Raw genomic sequence first — 16,803 nt, 5'->3', positions numbered from 1 at the left:
CTCCGCACAGTTTATTAGATATCTAAAAAGCTTTTATAAAGCGAATTTAGATATCTATAAACCACTGCGTCTATAAATTCCCATATAAACCTTGTTAAAATTTAAGACTTTTGGGTCATCCTCTTTCTACTATACTTAAAGATTTATTATAAACTTTAAATTAATTTTTATCGTTTTTATTACATCTTGCTGCTGCAAGTAATCCACCTAGGATTCCTAATCCTAATCCTGCTAATCCCGTGTTAGTATTAGTTTCTCCTGTATTAGCTAAGCGTTTTGTTACTTTTGTAGATAATACTTCACTATATTTCTCTCCTTTGTTTATTGGTGAATCTGTTGCCACTGTTCCTCCATTGAATTCTGGAATCTCTACAGTTGGTGGTGTGATTGCGTTTCCTTTTCCATCCGTACTACTTGTTCCTACTGGATCTGTGTATTCTGGTACTTCTGCTGTTGGTGGGATAATTAGGTTACCTTCTCCATCCGTACTACTTGTTCCTACTGAATCTGTGTATTCTGGTACTTCTGCTGTTGGTGGAATAATTAGGTTACCTTCTCCATCCATACTACTTGTTCCTACTGGATCTGTGTATTCTGGTACTTCTGCTGTTGGGGTGTTTACGTTACCTTCTCCATCCGTACTACTTGTTCCTATTGGATCTGTGTATTCTGGTACTTCTGCTGTTGCTGGGGTGATTGCGTTTCCTTCTCCATCCGTACTACTTGTTCCTACTGGATCTGTATATTCTGGTACTTCTGCTGTTGCTGGGGTAATTAGGTTACCTTCTCCATCCGTACTACTTGTTCCTACTGGATCTGTGTATTCTGGTACTTCTGCTGTTGGTGGGGTGATTGCGTTTCCTTCTCCATCCGTACTGCTTGTTCTTACTGGATCTGTGTATTTTGGTACTTCTGAAACTGATGGCTTATCTTCTTTCGGTTTCTCCTCTACAGGTGCTGTCGGTGTTCCTTCTTTTCCTGTTTTCTCTGGTCGAACTGGTTTCTCTTGTTTTTCTGGAACTGATGGCTTATCTTCCTTCGGTTTCTCCTCTACAGGTGCTGTTGGTGTTTCTTCTTTTCCTATTTTCTCTGGTTGAGCTGGTTTCTCTTGTTTTTCTGGAACTGATGGCTTATCTTCCTTCGGTTTCTCCTCTACAGGTGCTGTCGGTGTTCCTTCTTTTCCTGTTTTCTCTGGTTGAACTGGTTTCTCTTGTTTTTCTGGAACTGATGGCTTATCTTCTTTCGGTTTCTCCTCTGCAGGTGCTGTCGGTGTTTCTTCTTTTCCTGTTTTCTCTGGTTGAACTGGTTTCTCTTGTTTTCCTGGAACTGATGGCTTATCTTCTTTCGGTTTCTCCTCTACAGGTGCTGTCGGTGTTCCTTCTTTTCCTATTTTCTCTGGTTGAACTGGTTTCTCTTGTTTTCCTGGGGCTTCTGGTTGCGATGGCACTGCTATAGCGCTATCCTCATTAAAGTTATCCTTCGGATCTGTTGGAACCTCTATAACTTTAGACTCACTCACTACTTCTTTCGTCCCTCTTACTATAAGTTTATCTATTTTTTCCTTGTTCTCTACAGTTACTTTTTCTGTAATTTCTCCAGTTTTACTATTTAAAATATACGTCGTTGTCGTAATATTTTTACCATCTTCTCCTTCTCGTTTTACAACATCTTTTCCTTTTTCTACTAAAGCATCTTCTTCATAAACAACTCCTCTTGGGATTTTAATCTCCTCTATTTTAGACTTAAGTCCTTTTGTAATAACTGTATTTACAGCATCTGTTCTTACTGGAGTTCTACTTATTTCTTCTACATTATTTCTCTTTTTATTCAATCTTGACTTTATAGTTGTAACAACTTTACCATCTTTTCCAGTAATTTCACTAATATAACCATAATCTTTTGTATCATCACCAGTGTAAATCACTTTTAATGGCAGTTTTTCTTCTTCAGTTGTTGTAACTACTTCTCCATACAATTCTTTGACATTCACATTTACATCTACTAAATCAAAACTATCATCATTGTATACTACTTTTACCTTTTCCACTTTATTGCCAGCACTTGAAGTATTTGGTTCAGTTTCCCATACAACATTTTTTATAGGTAGATTATTTTTCTCAATAGATAATTCCGCGTTAGGCTTATCTCCTTCATAAAGTTCATAAGCTTTCTTAATTGGTTCGTAATAATCTTTTTGAGTTTTATTTAAAACAGCTGAAGCTTCTTGTATATCTTTTTCCAAATTAGCCAATTTATTTTTTTCTTCCACTAATTTATCGTAAGTTTCTATTATGTCTAAATTACCCTTAACTTCTTTCAAAAGATTATTATAGTCATTCACCAATTTATCTTTTCGACTATTAAACTCAGTTACTACTTCTACTGGTTTTGATGAAGTATCTGTATTTTTAAACATTTCTAATTTATTCGTAGCTTTTGCTATCTCATCTGTTAATAAAGTTTTATCTAATTTTAAGCCACTAACAGACATTTTATATTCTTCCAACAATATTTCCAATTCTTTAGTTAAAACCTTTATATCTGATTGTTTGGCTGTACTATTTTTTAACAATTCTTCAACTTTTTGTAGTTTAGTGTCTAATTCTACTTTTTTTGCATCATAACGTTTTTTTGTTTCCACAGTTTTATGCTCTGTGTCTACTTTCTTCTCTTTCTCATCAGATGCTTTTTGTTTAATAGCTTTTAACTCCTCAAAATTTGGTAATACTTTTACTACTACACTTATATTTGTATTTACTGTTTTTCCTAGATAACTTATTGTTACTGGTAAAACATGATTTACTGCTGTTGGTTGAATTTCATCAGGAACATTTATATTCAATGTTGCTGTATTAGGTAAATTATCTAAATTTAATTTTTTTAATACTTCTTCTCTTGATATTTTATTTAATGCTAATATTTCTACTGGATTTTGATCTTTCAATGAAATTTTTATATTCTCATTTACTATTTTTCTTACTTCTTCATCCGTTGGCTCTGCTATTTTTAAGTTTTTCAGTATTGGATTTTCTTTCCCTTTACCGCTAACTCCAGTTCTTTCGCCTATATTAAAATTATCGTCATCATTCAATATTGCTGAGAAATAAGCATTAGAACTATGTTCTCCTCCCTCTATGTAGGTCATTACATCTTTATCGTTATATAATAATCCTATAAACTTATCTCCACTCATTCCATAATGTTTAATTTTTCCTTGTTTTGCTAATTGCTTACTTAAAATACTTTTCTTATATAAATCACCATTTGTTCTCGAAGCATTAATTTTTGGAGCATTAAACGTTGTAGCTTTTTTAAAAACATTATTGTAAAAGTTTCTATATTTTTTAGCCGTAGAATCAATCCAATACCCGTTTTCCTCATTAGCTAACCTATTTAGCTTAACTACAGCACGTTGAGTCAAATATCCTCCTAAAGAATGTCCCGTAATATAAAAATTCTTAATATCTTCTCTTATACCTATCTCTTTTATTATTTCTTCTATTTCCTTACCTTGCTTTGGATCTTGTCCTGCTGCAATAACCCCGTCATTAGTAACATCCGCACCACCCTTAGTTCCTCTTATCGCAAGAACATGAACTAAGCCGTCTGGTAAAATCGGCAACGTACTTTTAGTCTTAAATAATACTGCATCAAGCCCACTTGCATTATGATAAGTCTTATCTATTTCCCAATATGGAGAAAACTCATTATGTATAAGTTCATACACATTTCTGGCTTTTGGATCATCTGCTACAGTATTATCAGTATTTTTCCACGTATAATCTTTATTTAAAACTTTCTTAATATACTCATCATCACGATATACCAATTTCATAAACATAGCCATATCACGGTCCGTCACATACCACTTAAAATTATCATCGTCGCCTGGCTTATTCAAATTACTTTGATCATGATCAGGCATTCCATCACCATCCGTATCTTTTAAAAATGGATGTCCATAGTAACCATAATAAGTTTTTCCAGCTTTCTCATAAATATAAATCTCGCTACCATTCTTCGCACTATCTCCATCCTTGTCTTCATTTGCTTTTAATGGAGTTTTTCCAAAAAGTAAATTATCAATTCTACCATCTTCTGTCGTTATTAAACCTTTTGAAATTTTCACAAAATCATCATCAGTTGCAAATCGCTTTACTGATTCTCTTTCTGAGTCTATAGATCTTTTCCTACGAGATTTTGGCTTTTCAGCAACAGTTTTTTCTACAGAACTCTTCTCTTCCATTGATTCACCGTTCTTTTTACTTAAATAATTTTTTTCTCTACTTTCTAGAACAGCTGCATCTATAGGATTTTTTTCTTCCATTAGATTACTTTGCTTTTCTAGTAAATCATTTTCTTTTGTATCTCTTGAAGCTGCTCTTAACATATCTCTAGTTTCATTTGTCGCATTCACTTCATTTTTGTAAGTTTCTTTAGGTTTTTCCTTTTCTATAATGGTGCTATTTTCTTTATGTATATTTTCATTAGAGTTTGTTTCATTTGCTAAAGCTGACGATGCTAAAAATATAAACGCACCTACCATCACTGAAAATGTTCCAACACTAAATTTCTTAATTGAATATTTTAATACTCTTTTTTTATCTTTATTTACCATGGCTACTCCTTACTATTATAAATTTCTATACTAGATTGACAGACAAACATAAAAAATCAAATCAATAAATCTAATTTTTATATCAATATCTATAAAATACGAAAAAATCAAAAATATAAATAGGATATATACGATTAAACTAAAAATCCTAAATATTAAAAAAAGTTTATATGAAAACTTATAAACACAATGGTTCATTAATATCTAACTTCGCTTTACGAAATTTTTTTAGATATCTAATAAATTTTACGAGACAGAACTAACAAAATCTATTTCTCTGAAACTATGATTTTTGAATCACTCTCATCTAATATACTATATTATAAGCTAGATTATTCTAACAAATTTTACTAAATATAACTATACTTATTAAAAATTTTCATAAAAATACATTACGATTATTTCATACTCATTTCCCTATTAAATAAAATAACTTCTGCAAAATAAAAGATATATAATTAATTATATATTTTTTCATCAAACACAATCCTCTTATCTATAACAATATCCATTTTTCTTTTAAATGGATTATATCCCTTAAACTCTATTTTAGATTTTTAATATTTATTTGTCAAGAATTTATAACAAATACCATCTCTGTTCAAAGTCAGAATATTATTATATTTATACCATAAATTCATTCTTGATAAATAAATAAAATTACAAATAATAATATATAATATTGAACTTAACACTAGCTACTATAATTTTAAAATACTTATCATTATATGAAAAGACTCATCCGAAGATGAGCCTCTTATCTTAATTAAACATATTATTTTCCGCTATTTCATTAATACCACCAAAGTTTTTGGTATCTATGTCCTATTTGTAATGAAAGATCTTTTTTATTTTGATCAGCACCGTTAATATATAATTTACCAGCTTCATACATATCAATCATTTCATTTGGTACACTAGAAATAACTATACTTCCATTATTATCACTTTCTACCTGTGAGAATTTTACACTGTAGTCTCCTGCTGGAAGATCGTCGAAATACCAACGAAGAGTATATGTTTGTAATGGTACTTCCCAATACAATTCATGATAAATAAATTCATGTTCTCTTACAACTTTATTATCTTTCTTATCTATTATATCTACTTTATACTTCGAATTATTTTTCTCGTCATACGAAGAAATATATCCTCGAACATAATTGAAGCTGCGATTAGCTTTAAATGTTTGTTCTACTTCTGTATCTTTATTTACCCTAACTATTCCATCTCTTAGATAATTATCCGTTGCATAAATACTAATACCGTTAATTACACGTGAATCATAATCTAAGTTCATCGAATAAGATGGTCTTAAGAAACTATCACTTCCTACTTGAAGAGCAAATACTACTCCGAAAGCAATATAAAGTTTTTTCTTGTATTTATCAAATATAGTCGTCTTATATCTTTCTGCAAATAGTATTATACCTTTTGCTCCTAGAATGAAAATTATCGGCATCCATGCATAAACATATCTCGGTTTAGCTTCCCAGATTAAATGGAACATAAATACCCCGAAGATAATAATTTGGAATAAGAAGCATGAAGTAATGTATTCTTTTCTACGTTTATAGATGTAATATACCATCCCAAAAATAATCACAACATACATCATTTGCGAAAGGTATATGAAGAAACTATTATTACTTCCATAGAAAAGTTGCCACAAGAAGCCATCACCATCTCTTAATGCACGTGTACCATTCGTATAGTTAATAGTACCATCACTCCAATTTCCTCTTACTTTAAGAACTACCATAAGTAAATTAAGGAAGATTGGTCTATGAGTTAATCTATTAAAGAATAAGCCTAGATCATCTGTCATCTTATTTTGACTAAGATATGTAAATTGGAAATCTTGCCAGTTATAGCTTCCACCTTGGATACTCATTCCCATCATTACCCAATGCAACATAGGAAACTTATAACCATCATCTTTCCAAAATCCATAATGTGCCCACAGCATATCGAATCCTTTTCCAAAAAATATAAATGCAATTCCAAAAGTCACTAATAATAAAACTAAATTTTTATACCATTTGAAAAATAGTAAGTACACTATTAACGCTGGTAAAATAATAATTATATTAGATCTTAAGTTCCATGCAAATGCAACTAGAATAGCTACTGCTACAATATGCTTTGTTCTAAAGATAAAACTTCCATCTGATGGTATAAGAACATATATTATTAAAGCAACCATAATTACCATTAATGTATCAGAATAATAGAATAAACTATACATTTGGAAAGGAATATATAATATCATTAATCCTAAAATTATCGTTTGCTTTTGTTTTGTAAGTAATTTCCCGGCTGTTTTATATGTTAAAAATATTGTCGCTGTTGTTACTAAGAAACAGAATATATGCAATGTCCACACTTCTGATATATGTAAGAATGCAGCTATACGATATATCCAGTATAGAATAATTGTCGGTGTGATATTATTCGGATAAACTAAAAAATATCTTTCACCGGAGAATTTTCCATAGTTTAACATGTAGTGGGCTTCATTTTCTATTTCTGCACCATCCGAAAAGTTCAGTGTATCCATAGATAAAATAATTGCCTGAAACACTAAATATACTAATACTATAATTCTATTATATTTTTTTAATCCAACTTCATCAGTTGCTAAAACTTTTTTTACTGCATAAATAAACAATATGAAAACCACTGGAACACCTAACAGAAGTGCCAACGGATTTAATATTCTTTCATACACAAATGGTGCAACATATGCCCAGGTTAAAGCTATTGTAAACAAGGCTATGAACGCATATGAAAACACATTATGTAATATTCGCCTCATAATTATCTCCTATCCTTTCTATTAAGATGATTAGCAAACATTATCGGAGACATTGCCATTATTGTTTTGTTAACAAATGTATCACTTTCAAAATAATTTTTTCTTGATTTTATTAATTCTAAAATTTCTATTTCCTCGGACATATTTTCCTGCATTCTTAATACATCAAAAAGTAAATATCCACAAAGAAGATTTAAACTATCCTCATATTTTTTATTTTGTTTAAATTCTTCGATTTTATTAAATGCAATCATTATTCTCCTAGTTGAAGCCTCAATCATCGCATTATTTCTTATAGATTTACTTTCTTGTAAATCTTTATAACCAACTTTTGCTACCTGACTTACTTTACCCGCAACATCAAAGACGCGTAATTTGAAATATAAATTCTCTAATGCTAACATATCTTCTTGAAATCTTAAATTATAGATATCTAGAAATTTCCTTTTAAACATACAAGCAGTGATATTATAGTTCAAATCACTTTTCAATCTTTTTATTTCTTCAACTAGATACTCTTGCCCAGATGATATTTTTTCATCTAATATGCTAGGATACCCATCTCTAGTTAACATTGCAATGTCAAGATTATTTTTAGAAATCTCATTATATAAAATCTCTAGGTAATTTTGTTTTAATTTAGAGTTTTCTTCTACAAAAACTACATATTCTCCTTTAGAACAGTCTAACGCACAATTTTTTGCTGAGGAATTAGAACCTAGCTGTTTTTTTATATAGTTAATCTTATTATTATCTAATGCAGCTACCGCTTCTTCTATCTCAGAACCTGAAAGGTCGTCAACTACTATTATTTCAAATTCTTGAAAACTTTGATTAAATATATCTTTTACAATACTTTCTAGTCTATCAACACTTCTATATGCCGCTATCACTACTGTAATTTTTGTTTTATTAGTTGTTTTTATTTTTTTCGTTAATATTTCATTTCCCAAAAGCATCGTATCTAAGAAGATGTCTTTGGTTCTATCTAATGTTTTAACCATAATTTATCCTCTATATTTTAAGGTTTTATCATTTTATTATATCATAAATACTAAGTTTTTTCATTTAGTATGAGAAAACAAACAAAAGAAGTGACCCAAAAGCCTTGACTACATTAAATCAATTCCTTTGAATCACTTTATTAAAAATTATATATCCATTAAAAAATATAAATCTTATAAGAATAACTTAGAACGTTCTCTTTCCCTACTTAATTTAGCAGAACGTGCTTTTAGACTAACTAGAATTGCTCCTCCTACAAGAACGACAATTAGATAAATAAATAATATCTTAATATCACGTTCTACCGCTGGAATATATACCCCACCTACCGCTTCACGTAGTAGACCTATAGAATAAGTGAATGGTACTTTTGGATATAACGCTTGGAAGAATTCTGAAGTCATTTGAATTGGGAATGTTCCCCCCGAACTTCCTAATTGTAATACTAACAGCACTATACAAACTGCTTTCCCTACATTTCCTAGAATACACACTATTGTATAAATAATCGAAGAAAATAGCAGCGATATTAATAATGCATAAATTACAAATCTATATGGAGATGTCGCCTGCGTTCCAAGAACATACATATCCCCTAATGTAATTATTAATGTTTGGAATAATGATATAATTACAAATAATAGCCCTCTACCAAAATATTTTTGATATGGTTTATATTTATTATCCTCATCTTCTACCTTAGTAGTTAATAACGAAGACATTAATAATGAACCAACCCAGATAGAAAGAACTGTATAGAATGGTGTCATAGCTGAACCGTAGTTTTCTATATGGTAAAGCTTATTCTCTTGAAGTTTAACAGGATTTGCAAAAAACTCTGCCTGTTGTTTATAATCAACCTTTAATAAATTAAACAGTTGATTTTTATCTATACCGCTGTCAGCCTTTTTAATTTCATCCGTTAACTTTTGAATTTTGCTCTTTGCAGATGGCATTTGCGCTTGTAATGATAATAGTTTACCATATGCATTACTAATCTTCACCTCAGTTTCAGATAATTTTCTCTCAACTGCAGGTAATTCTCCTTGTGCCCCAGCAATTATGCCACTCACCTTATCAATATTAACCTCTGCCTTACTAAGAACTTGAGAGATTAAAGGTGCAACTTCTACATTTAATTTTGAATTCATATTTGAAGAAACTTCATTAATTCTAGCAGATCTATTTACAAATTCCTCTTTTACAGTATCTACTATCTCATCATAATGATCCATCTTATTGTAGATATTATTATTTACTTCTTTTATCGTCATAATATCATTCAATAAAGTTGTTACTCTTTCAAGTTGATTATTAAATAATCTCTCATTTGATAATTTATTAAAATACTCAAAAATATTCTTTACTAGTTGCAATCTTTCTGTACTAGCTTGTAGTCTACTATCTAAAGCTTTCTGTCTTGCCTTTATTTCTTCTGTTTTGTCTGGCTTTTGTTGCAACTCTTTTGCTATAATATTAGCTTCTTTAGATACTTCCTCTACAACATTAAGATGATTATTAATAATCGGTAATAATCTTTCATTGAATCCCTGAATATTATTAATAGTAATTCCAGCCTTATCAGCGATCATAATACTATTTGTAGCTACCCTATCTATTTCTGGAAGTGTATTTTGAACATTATTTAAAATATTATATCCATATTCCACTTTTCCAATTAATTCACTTAAAGTACTTTCATATGTAGAAAAGTTATCATTTAATTTAAAGATTTCCTCTTTTGCTTTTTCAATTGATGGAAGATTTTCTTCAAATTTTATCCCCACTTCATGCAGTTTTTCAAAAATTACACCATTAGCTGTTTCTACAAAGTTTTTACTAATATTATTAGCTATTGCAGAAGCACCACTGTTTGTTATTTTTGGACTAATCGCATTAATTTTTTCATTAACCGTATACTCTATAGTGGCTCTCTTAGGTTCTGTTCTACTAACAGATGTCATATCCTGACTGAAGTTTTTTGGGACAACTATACTTGCGTAATAATCACCTATTCTTACTCCATTTTCAGCTTCTTCTTTATTAGATACAAACTGCCAATTTAGATTTTTATTACTTTTTAATCCCTCAACTAAACTATTACCTAGGTTTAACTCTTTTCCATCAACAGTAGCTCCAGCATCTTCCGATGTTACAGCAACTTTTATATTGTTGGTATGTCCATACGGGTCCCATGAAGATAGTATATTCGGCCATGCATACATTGACGGTAAAAATATTAAACCTACTATAATTATCCACGTATTAGTTTTTCTAAATACTTCTTTTATATCCTTTCGAAAAATCTCTATAATATTTTTCAACTTTTAATCTCCTCTCTATAAATTAATTAACAAAAACAATTAGAGATATTTTATATCCCTAATTGTCAACCTAATTATTATATCATGAATTAACTACTAATTAAAGTAATTTTATTATATTCAAACTTACTCCATATATAGCACTACATTATCTTTATTAGAATTTTTTAAATCTATAATTCTTTGATTACTACTTCCTCTAAATCTTAAGCTTAGGTCTTTTAGAAAAATCATAAATGGTCCATCTACCAAGATATCACACAAGCTTAACAATTCCTTTTTATCCTCACTACCATTTAGGAGTTGTTCATATGTATAACCACTATAAACCCAAATGTCTTTTGTTGAACCGAACTCATCTCTTACTCTTTTCGCTAAAGATTTAGCTACCTGAGTATTAAGAAACGGCTCTCCACCCAAAATCGTTAGTCCTTGTACATAAGAATTACTTAAATCCTGGATTATTTGATCTTCTATTTCTTTTGTATATAATTGGCCTGCATTAAAGTTTTGGATACTTTCATTAAAACACTCTTTGCAAGCGAATAAACAACCACTTAGATATATTGAACATCTTACTCCCTCTCCATCAACGAATTGAAATGGTTTATAATCAGCATATTTTTTCTTAGAATAAGCTTTTGCTAGCCAAGTGTCATTAGCTTCTTTAAATGTTCTCATCATACATTTATTGTTAGTAGTTTTCTTAGTAGCACTATACTCCGAATTATCTATCGTACTAATAATTATTCTTAATTTTTCTTCTCTAGACAAAATCCTCACCCCTTATATTTTTATAATATCATTTTTAAAAATAAATTACAATTTATCTCCTAAAATATAGAAATACTATTTTCAAATTATCTAAACTGTTTTATAATTATTATAATTTAAAAATTCATTTAATTGATATATTGTAATTATCTTAGAATATTATTAAGTTAATTATTACAATATATTTTTTATAAAATTACGAGGTGCCTTATGAGAGTATTAATAACTGGTTTTGATAAGTTTGGTGGCGAGAGTATTAATCCTTCTAGTTTATGTGTTAATAGCTTACCAGATGTAATAGATAATATAGAAATAAAAAAAATTACCCTACCTACAGTCTTCAAAGACAGCTCACGTGTTTTAGAAGAAAATATAGACTCATTTTCTCCTAACATCGTGATTTGCATTGGTCAAGCTGGTGGAAGAAATAAGATTACACCAGAGCGTATCGCTATTAATATTGATGATGCTAGAATCCCAGATAATATTGGAAATAACCCTATTGATGAAGCCATACGAAAAGATGGAGAAAATGCATATTTTTCTACATTACCAATAAAGGCAATTGTTGACGAATTAAATAAAAATAATATTCCTTCCGCTATTTCTAATACTGCTGGTACTTTTGTTTGCAATCATATTATGTATGAATCTTTATACCTAACTACAAAAAAATATCCAAAGATTAAAGCTGGATTTATTCATATCCCGTATATTGAAGAGCAGGTTAAAGACAAACCTAATATGCCTTTTATAAAAAAAGAAGATATTATCATTGCTTTAGAATTAATAATAAAAACTGCTGTGACTTATTATGATAAGGAAGATACAAAAATAATAGGTGGTTTAGAACATTAATTAATACTAAATTTCTACTCAATACAAACAGAGTCAAATTTTCATAAACAGTAAGAAAACACTGAAGAAAAAACTATGAAACATATTATTTTCAGTGTTTTCTTTTTTATGTTGACAAACTAGTATACTAGGTATATAATATATTATCTATATTATTTTAGGTGGTGAAATTATGCTAAAAGATGCGTTAGGTTATAAGCTTATTACGCTATTAGAGAACATGAGAAGTTACACTAAACAACCTCTTGCCGAGATAGGCATTACTCATGGGCATTTCATAACTCTTATTTACGTTTCGGAAAATGAAGGGGTTACCCAAGCTCAACTTGCTGAAATACATAGAAAAGATAGAAATATTGTTGGACGTAATATCGATGCACTAGAAAAACAAAATCTTGTTATTAGAAAACGTGGAATAAAAGATAGACGTTCTTATACATTACATTTGACTGAAATAGGTAAAGAGGTTTTATCAAGTTACTCTAATCTATTAAACACAGCTGAAAAAGAAGTTCTTAAAAGCTTGACTGAAGAAGAAATTTCTACTTTCTTCATGATATTAAATAAAATAACTTAAGGAGGGAATCATATGGAAAAGACACAAAATTATATAGAAAATCCGCTAGGTACAAAACCTATAAAAAAATTACTTACATCATTTGCTTGGCCTGCTATTACTGCTAATATTATTAATGCGATGTATAGTGTAATCGATCAGATTTTCATCGGTCAAGGTGTTGGTTACTTAGGTAATGCTGCAACAAATGTCGCGTTTCCTCTTACAACTATTTGCTTAGCTATAGGTTTAATGATAGGAATCGGTGCTGCCTCTAACTTTAATCTTGAGTTAGGTCGTGGCAATCCTGAAAAAGCGAAATCTGTAGTTGGTACTGCAGTATCTTCATTATTTATTATAGGTATTATTATCACAATCTTAGTTCACATATTCTTAAAACCTCTTATGTATGCATTTGGATCTACAGATGAAATTTTAGAGTATGCAATGACCTTTGCCGGTATTACATCTTTAGGGATTCCATTCTTACTAATTTCCATTAGTACTAACCCTATTGTTCGTTCGGATAATAGCCCTAAATATTCAATGTTTGCGATTATTTTTGGTGCAGTACTTAATACTATTCTTAATCCAATCTTCATCTTTGGATTTGGTTGGGGTATTGCTGGATCAGCTTGGGCTACAGTTATAAGCCAATTCTTATCTGCATTGATTCTTGTTTTATATTTTCCAAAATTCAAAAGTGTTAAATTCACTAAACAGGACTTTATACCTAAGATACCATTGTTAAAAGTCGCTGCAGGGTTCGGAATGCCTTCATTTGTTTTCCAAGGATCTAATATGATAGCACAAATAGTAACAAACAATTTATTAAATATTCACGGTACTAATTCTGTATATGGGAATGATATTCCTATTGCCGTCGCCGGAATTGTAGCTAAAATTAATATAATATTTATAGCTATTATTATTGGATTAATTCAAGGTGCTCAACCAATTTTTGGGTATAATTACGGAGCTAAAAAATACGAGAGAGTTCGTACTACAATGAGATACACTATGAAATATGCGATGATTATCTCAATTACATTCTTCCTAATTTTCGAGATTTTTCCTAAACAAATTGTTAGTCTATTCGGAAATGGTAATGAACTATACTTTGAGTTCGCAGTTAGGTATATGAGATTCTTCTTGTTATTTACATTTATAAATGGTGTTCAAATTTCAAGTTCTACTTTCTTCTCTGCAATAGGAAAACCAAAAATTGGAGTTACTATTGCCTTAACTAAGCAACTTATAGTACTAATACCAATGTTATTTATTCTTTCACATTTCTTTGGAATTGAGGGAATAATCTATGCTACTCCAGTGACTGACCTTTGTGCATTCTCAATTTCATTATTCTTCTTAATAAGAGAATTTAGAATGATGCCTAAGCAAAATATTATTTAAATAAACTGAAAAGCAATCTAGTGAACTTAATCATTAGATTGCTTTTCAATATTTATTATCTTGTAGCTACATATTTTAATTCATCTTTATGTTTAGCTAAGAAATCGTTCATTTCATTATCTGGAATTTGGCGTAGATACAGGTTAGAACGAATTGTTTCGTCTTCCTCACGACAAGTAGATAATACTAAGTATTTGTCATTTCCTTTAAGTTGAACACTATCATTTTTAGTTGTCGCATCTTTCTTAACATTTGTTAATTGGCTTAAGAAATCTTCATCATTTTCAAAATCCAAACGATAAAATGAAGTTGTCTCTGGTACAATTGTCAAGAACGCTGCTTCGTAGTAGTATTTTCTCTCAGGAGTTTCAATAACTACGAATTTGTGTTTATCCAGGTATTCTTGTTTGTCATAGTAGTTAACATCATTGAACATACGGTGATCTCCAACTTTACTTCCACGAGCATGACCAAATAACCAAGTTAATCTGTCATGAAAGTCTTTTTTGTTATCCATATCCATGAATACAGTACCAAGGTAAGGAACATGTCCACCTTCAAAAGTTTTATCTAAGTATGTTTCATTGTCATTAGTTTGAACTACTGGTTCGTCTAATTCTGTTCCTGGAGCATAAATATAAGCGACTGTTTCATTATTTGTTTTAAATAATTCTGAAAAACGTTTTGATAAATAATCTTTCTCTTCTTTACTTACTGTATAAGTTGCTTTTGATGATGAACTAGAGCTTGTTCCTTTATCATCACTACATCCTGCTACGAATACAGCAGAGACTACTAAAGCAATCACTAAAAGTAAAACAGAAAAAGTTTTTTTAATGTTAAATATCTGTTTCATTTATTTTTTCTTTCTATCAGTAAATTTTATATAATTATTTTATATTATATACTATCTTGACAAATATTTCTATTTATAACTATCTTACTACTACAGCTGTTCCTGTAACTGTAACTAAAAGCATATTATTACCGTCTCCTCCTAGAGGATCAAAGTCAATTCTAACTCCGATAATGGCATTAGCACCCATCTCAGCTGCACGAGCTTCTAATTCTTTTAAAACTTGAGCTCTTGCTTGAATAATTTCATCTTCATACCCTTGAACTCTTCCACCGAAAAGGTTTCGAATTCCTGCTCCTATATCTTTGATAACATTAATCCCAGCTACTACTTCACCTGTAGCTAATCCTTTATATTCTACTACTTCCATTCCTGGAACATAATTTGTTGTTGCAATAATCATATTACTTCACTCCTAAATTGTTTATTAGTCTACTAAAATATCTACTACTTCTTCTAATGTTGCTCCTAAGAAGTAAGAGTTAATATCAATTTGTTCTAAAACTTTTTGAATATCTTCTTTTTGGTATTTTACACCCACTAATTTTTTAGCAATATCTTCTACATCCATTACTCCGAAGAAGTCTCCGTAGAATTTGATATTAGTAATAACACCTTGTTCTACCATGATATTAGCTTCGATTTTACCAGTTTTAAGTCTTCTATTACGTTTAATATTGAAGTCAGGATTTTTACCATATACCCAATCCCATGAGTTATTTTTTTCTTCTTGAATAGCTAAGATTGCAGCTTCATCTTCTTCAGTCGCAACAAAGTCAGTCATTTCATATTTTTCACTCATATATTTTTTAAGAGCTGCAACGAAGTCTTGAACTGTCATATCTTGGTTTGGAAGGTGATCTTTAATGTTTGTTACACGTGAGCGTACTGATTTAATTCCTTTTGATTCAATTTTATCTTTAGATACTTTTAAAGCATCTGCTAAAACTGATGTATTAACATCAAACATTAAGCAACCATGGTGCATAATACGACCATTACGTACATATTGTGCATTACCACAGAATTTTTGACCATCAATCTCTAAGTCGTTACGTCCTGTAAATTCCGCTTTAACCCCTAATGAATCTAATGCATCAAGTACAGGTTGTGAAAATGATTTGAAATCGAATTCTTCACCACTTCTACCATTTGAGATAATAGTATAGTTCAAGTTGTTTAAATCGTGGTAAACTGCACCACCACCACTTACACGACGAACAATTTTAATACCTTTGTCATCACAGAATTTTTGGTTTACTTCTTCTGTTGTGTTTTGGTTTTTACCAACAACGATACATGGCGAGTTTATCCATAACATAAACACATCATCTTTTTCCGCAAGTTCATTAAAAGCATACAGTTCTAATGCTGTATTATAGCGTGGATCATTACTTTTTGATTCTATATATATCATATTAATCTCCTTAATAATTAACTATTTCTTTACCTTTTATTATATCATTATTTTCCAACTAAAACACTAAATTTTATCTAAATTAATATTTTTTATGTTATTTCAAACAAACTTCTGTTAGATTATGGTATAATTATAGGGAATTATTAAAACTATTTTAAAGG

General features: G+C 30.1%; 11 protein-coding genes. 3 read left to right on the top strand and 8 right to left on the bottom strand.

Going from position 1 to position 16,803, the window contains the following annotated elements; genetic code table 11:
* Positions 1 to 160 precede the first annotated feature (160 nt).
* The 5 genes from ACWOBP_RS02030 to nrdG form a co-directional block, all read right to left on the bottom strand.
* A complete protein-coding gene (locus ACWOBP_RS02030) occupies positions 161 to 4,618 on the bottom strand; it encodes an SIALI-17 repeat-containing surface protein (RefSeq protein WP_455337245.1) in 4,458 nt (1,485 codons plus the stop codon).
* 793 nt (positions 4,619 to 5,411) lie between these two features.
* Positions 5,412 to 7,436 carry a glycosyltransferase family 39 protein gene (locus tag ACWOBP_RS02025; protein ID WP_455337244.1) on the bottom strand — a complete coding sequence of 675 codons (2,025 nt, stop codon included), beginning with the start codon at positions 7,434 to 7,436 and terminating at the stop codon, positions 5,412 to 5,414.
* A gap of 2 nt (positions 7,437 to 7,438) precedes the next feature.
* Positions 7,439 to 8,440: a glycosyltransferase gene (locus tag ACWOBP_RS02020; protein WP_455337243.1), complete on the bottom strand. Its 1,002-nt coding sequence runs from the start codon at positions 8,438 to 8,440 to the stop codon at positions 7,439 to 7,441.
* A 174-nt stretch (positions 8,441 to 8,614) separates the two neighbouring features.
* Positions 8,615 to 10,765 (bottom strand): YhgE/Pip family protein, encoded by a 2,151-nt coding sequence (locus tag ACWOBP_RS02015; RefSeq protein ID WP_455337242.1) that lies wholly within the window; start codon positions 10,763 to 10,765, stop codon positions 8,615 to 8,617.
* A gap of 126 nt (positions 10,766 to 10,891) precedes the next feature.
* Positions 10,892 to 11,539 (bottom strand): anaerobic ribonucleoside-triphosphate reductase activating protein, encoded by a 648-nt coding sequence (gene nrdG / locus ACWOBP_RS02010; RefSeq protein ID WP_455337241.1) that lies wholly within the window; start codon positions 11,537 to 11,539, stop codon positions 10,892 to 10,894.
* A gap of 210 nt (positions 11,540 to 11,749) precedes the next feature.
* Here nrdG and pcp point away from each other — a divergent pair, with 210 nt between their 5' ends.
* The 3 genes from pcp (at position 11,750) to ACWOBP_RS01995 (ending at position 14,366) form a co-directional block, all read left to right on the top strand.
* A complete protein-coding gene (gene pcp / locus ACWOBP_RS02005; RefSeq protein WP_455337240.1) occupies positions 11,750 to 12,397 on the top strand; it encodes a pyroglutamyl-peptidase I in 648 nt (215 codons plus the stop codon).
* A gap of 172 nt (positions 12,398 to 12,569) precedes the next feature.
* Positions 12,570 to 12,974: a MarR family winged helix-turn-helix transcriptional regulator gene (locus ACWOBP_RS02000; RefSeq protein WP_455337239.1), complete on the top strand. Its 405-nt coding sequence runs from the start codon at positions 12,570 to 12,572 to the stop codon at positions 12,972 to 12,974.
* Positions 12,975 to 12,986: 12 nt separating this feature from the next.
* Positions 12,987 to 14,366: an MATE family efflux transporter gene (locus tag ACWOBP_RS01995; protein ID WP_455337238.1), complete on the top strand. Its 1,380-nt coding sequence runs from the start codon at positions 12,987 to 12,989 to the stop codon at positions 14,364 to 14,366.
* Between the two features lie 55 nt (positions 14,367 to 14,421).
* Here the strand turns inward: ACWOBP_RS01995 and srtB are convergent, their stop codons facing one another.
* The 3 genes from srtB to ACWOBP_RS01980 form a co-directional block, all read right to left on the bottom strand.
* Positions 14,422 to 15,222, bottom strand: a complete 801-nt coding sequence (gene srtB, locus ACWOBP_RS01990; RefSeq protein WP_455337237.1) for a class B sortase, LPKTxAVK-specific — start codon at positions 15,220 to 15,222, stop codon at positions 14,422 to 14,424.
* A 79-nt stretch (positions 15,223 to 15,301) separates the two neighbouring features.
* Positions 15,302 to 15,625 carry a YbjQ family protein gene (locus tag ACWOBP_RS01985; protein WP_060913655.1) on the bottom strand — a complete coding sequence of 108 codons (324 nt, stop codon included), beginning with the start codon at positions 15,623 to 15,625 and terminating at the stop codon, positions 15,302 to 15,304.
* A gap of 24 nt (positions 15,626 to 15,649) precedes the next feature.
* Complete coding sequence (locus tag ACWOBP_RS01980) at positions 15,650 to 16,639, bottom strand: lipoate--protein ligase (protein WP_455337236.1); 990 nt, start codon at positions 16,637 to 16,639, stop codon at positions 15,650 to 15,652.
* Positions 16,640 to 16,803: the final 164 nt, after the last annotated feature.

The sequence above is a fragment of the Gemella parahaemolysans genome (assembly GCF_053758945.1).
The sequence above is the reverse complement of the archived record's forward strand: the minus strand, read 5'-3'. Positions and strand labels throughout refer to the sequence as shown.

Excerpts from the sequence above, each read along its gene's own strand:
- pcp (WP_455337240.1), top strand. The coding sequence starts at position 11,750 with ATGAGAGTATTAATAACTGGTTTTGATAAGTTTGGTGGCGAGAGTATT.
- ACWOBP_RS02000 (WP_455337239.1), top strand. The coding sequence starts at position 12,570 with ATGCTAAAAGATGCGTTAGGTTATAAGCTTATTACGCTATTAGAGAAC.
- ACWOBP_RS02030 (WP_455337245.1), bottom strand. The coding sequence starts at position 4,618 with ATGGTAAATAAAGATAAAAAAAGAGTATTAAAATATTCAATTAAGAAA.
- ACWOBP_RS01995 (WP_455337238.1), top strand. The coding sequence starts at position 12,987 with ATGGAAAAGACACAAAATTATATAGAAAATCCGCTAGGTACAAAACCT.
- ACWOBP_RS01985 (WP_060913655.1), bottom strand. The coding sequence starts at position 15,625 with ATGATTATTGCAACAACAAATTATGTTCCAGGAATGGAAGTAGTAGAA.
- srtB (WP_455337237.1), bottom strand. The coding sequence starts at position 15,222 with ATGAAACAGATATTTAACATTAAAAAAACTTTTTCTGTTTTACTTTTA.
- ACWOBP_RS02020 (WP_455337243.1), bottom strand. The coding sequence starts at position 8,440 with ATGGTTAAAACATTAGATAGAACCAAAGACATCTTCTTAGATACGATG.
- ACWOBP_RS01980 (WP_455337236.1), bottom strand. The coding sequence starts at position 16,639 with ATGATATATATAGAATCAAAAAGTAATGATCCACGCTATAATACAGCA.
- ACWOBP_RS02025 (WP_455337244.1), bottom strand. The coding sequence starts at position 7,436 with ATGAGGCGAATATTACATAATGTGTTTTCATATGCGTTCATAGCCTTG.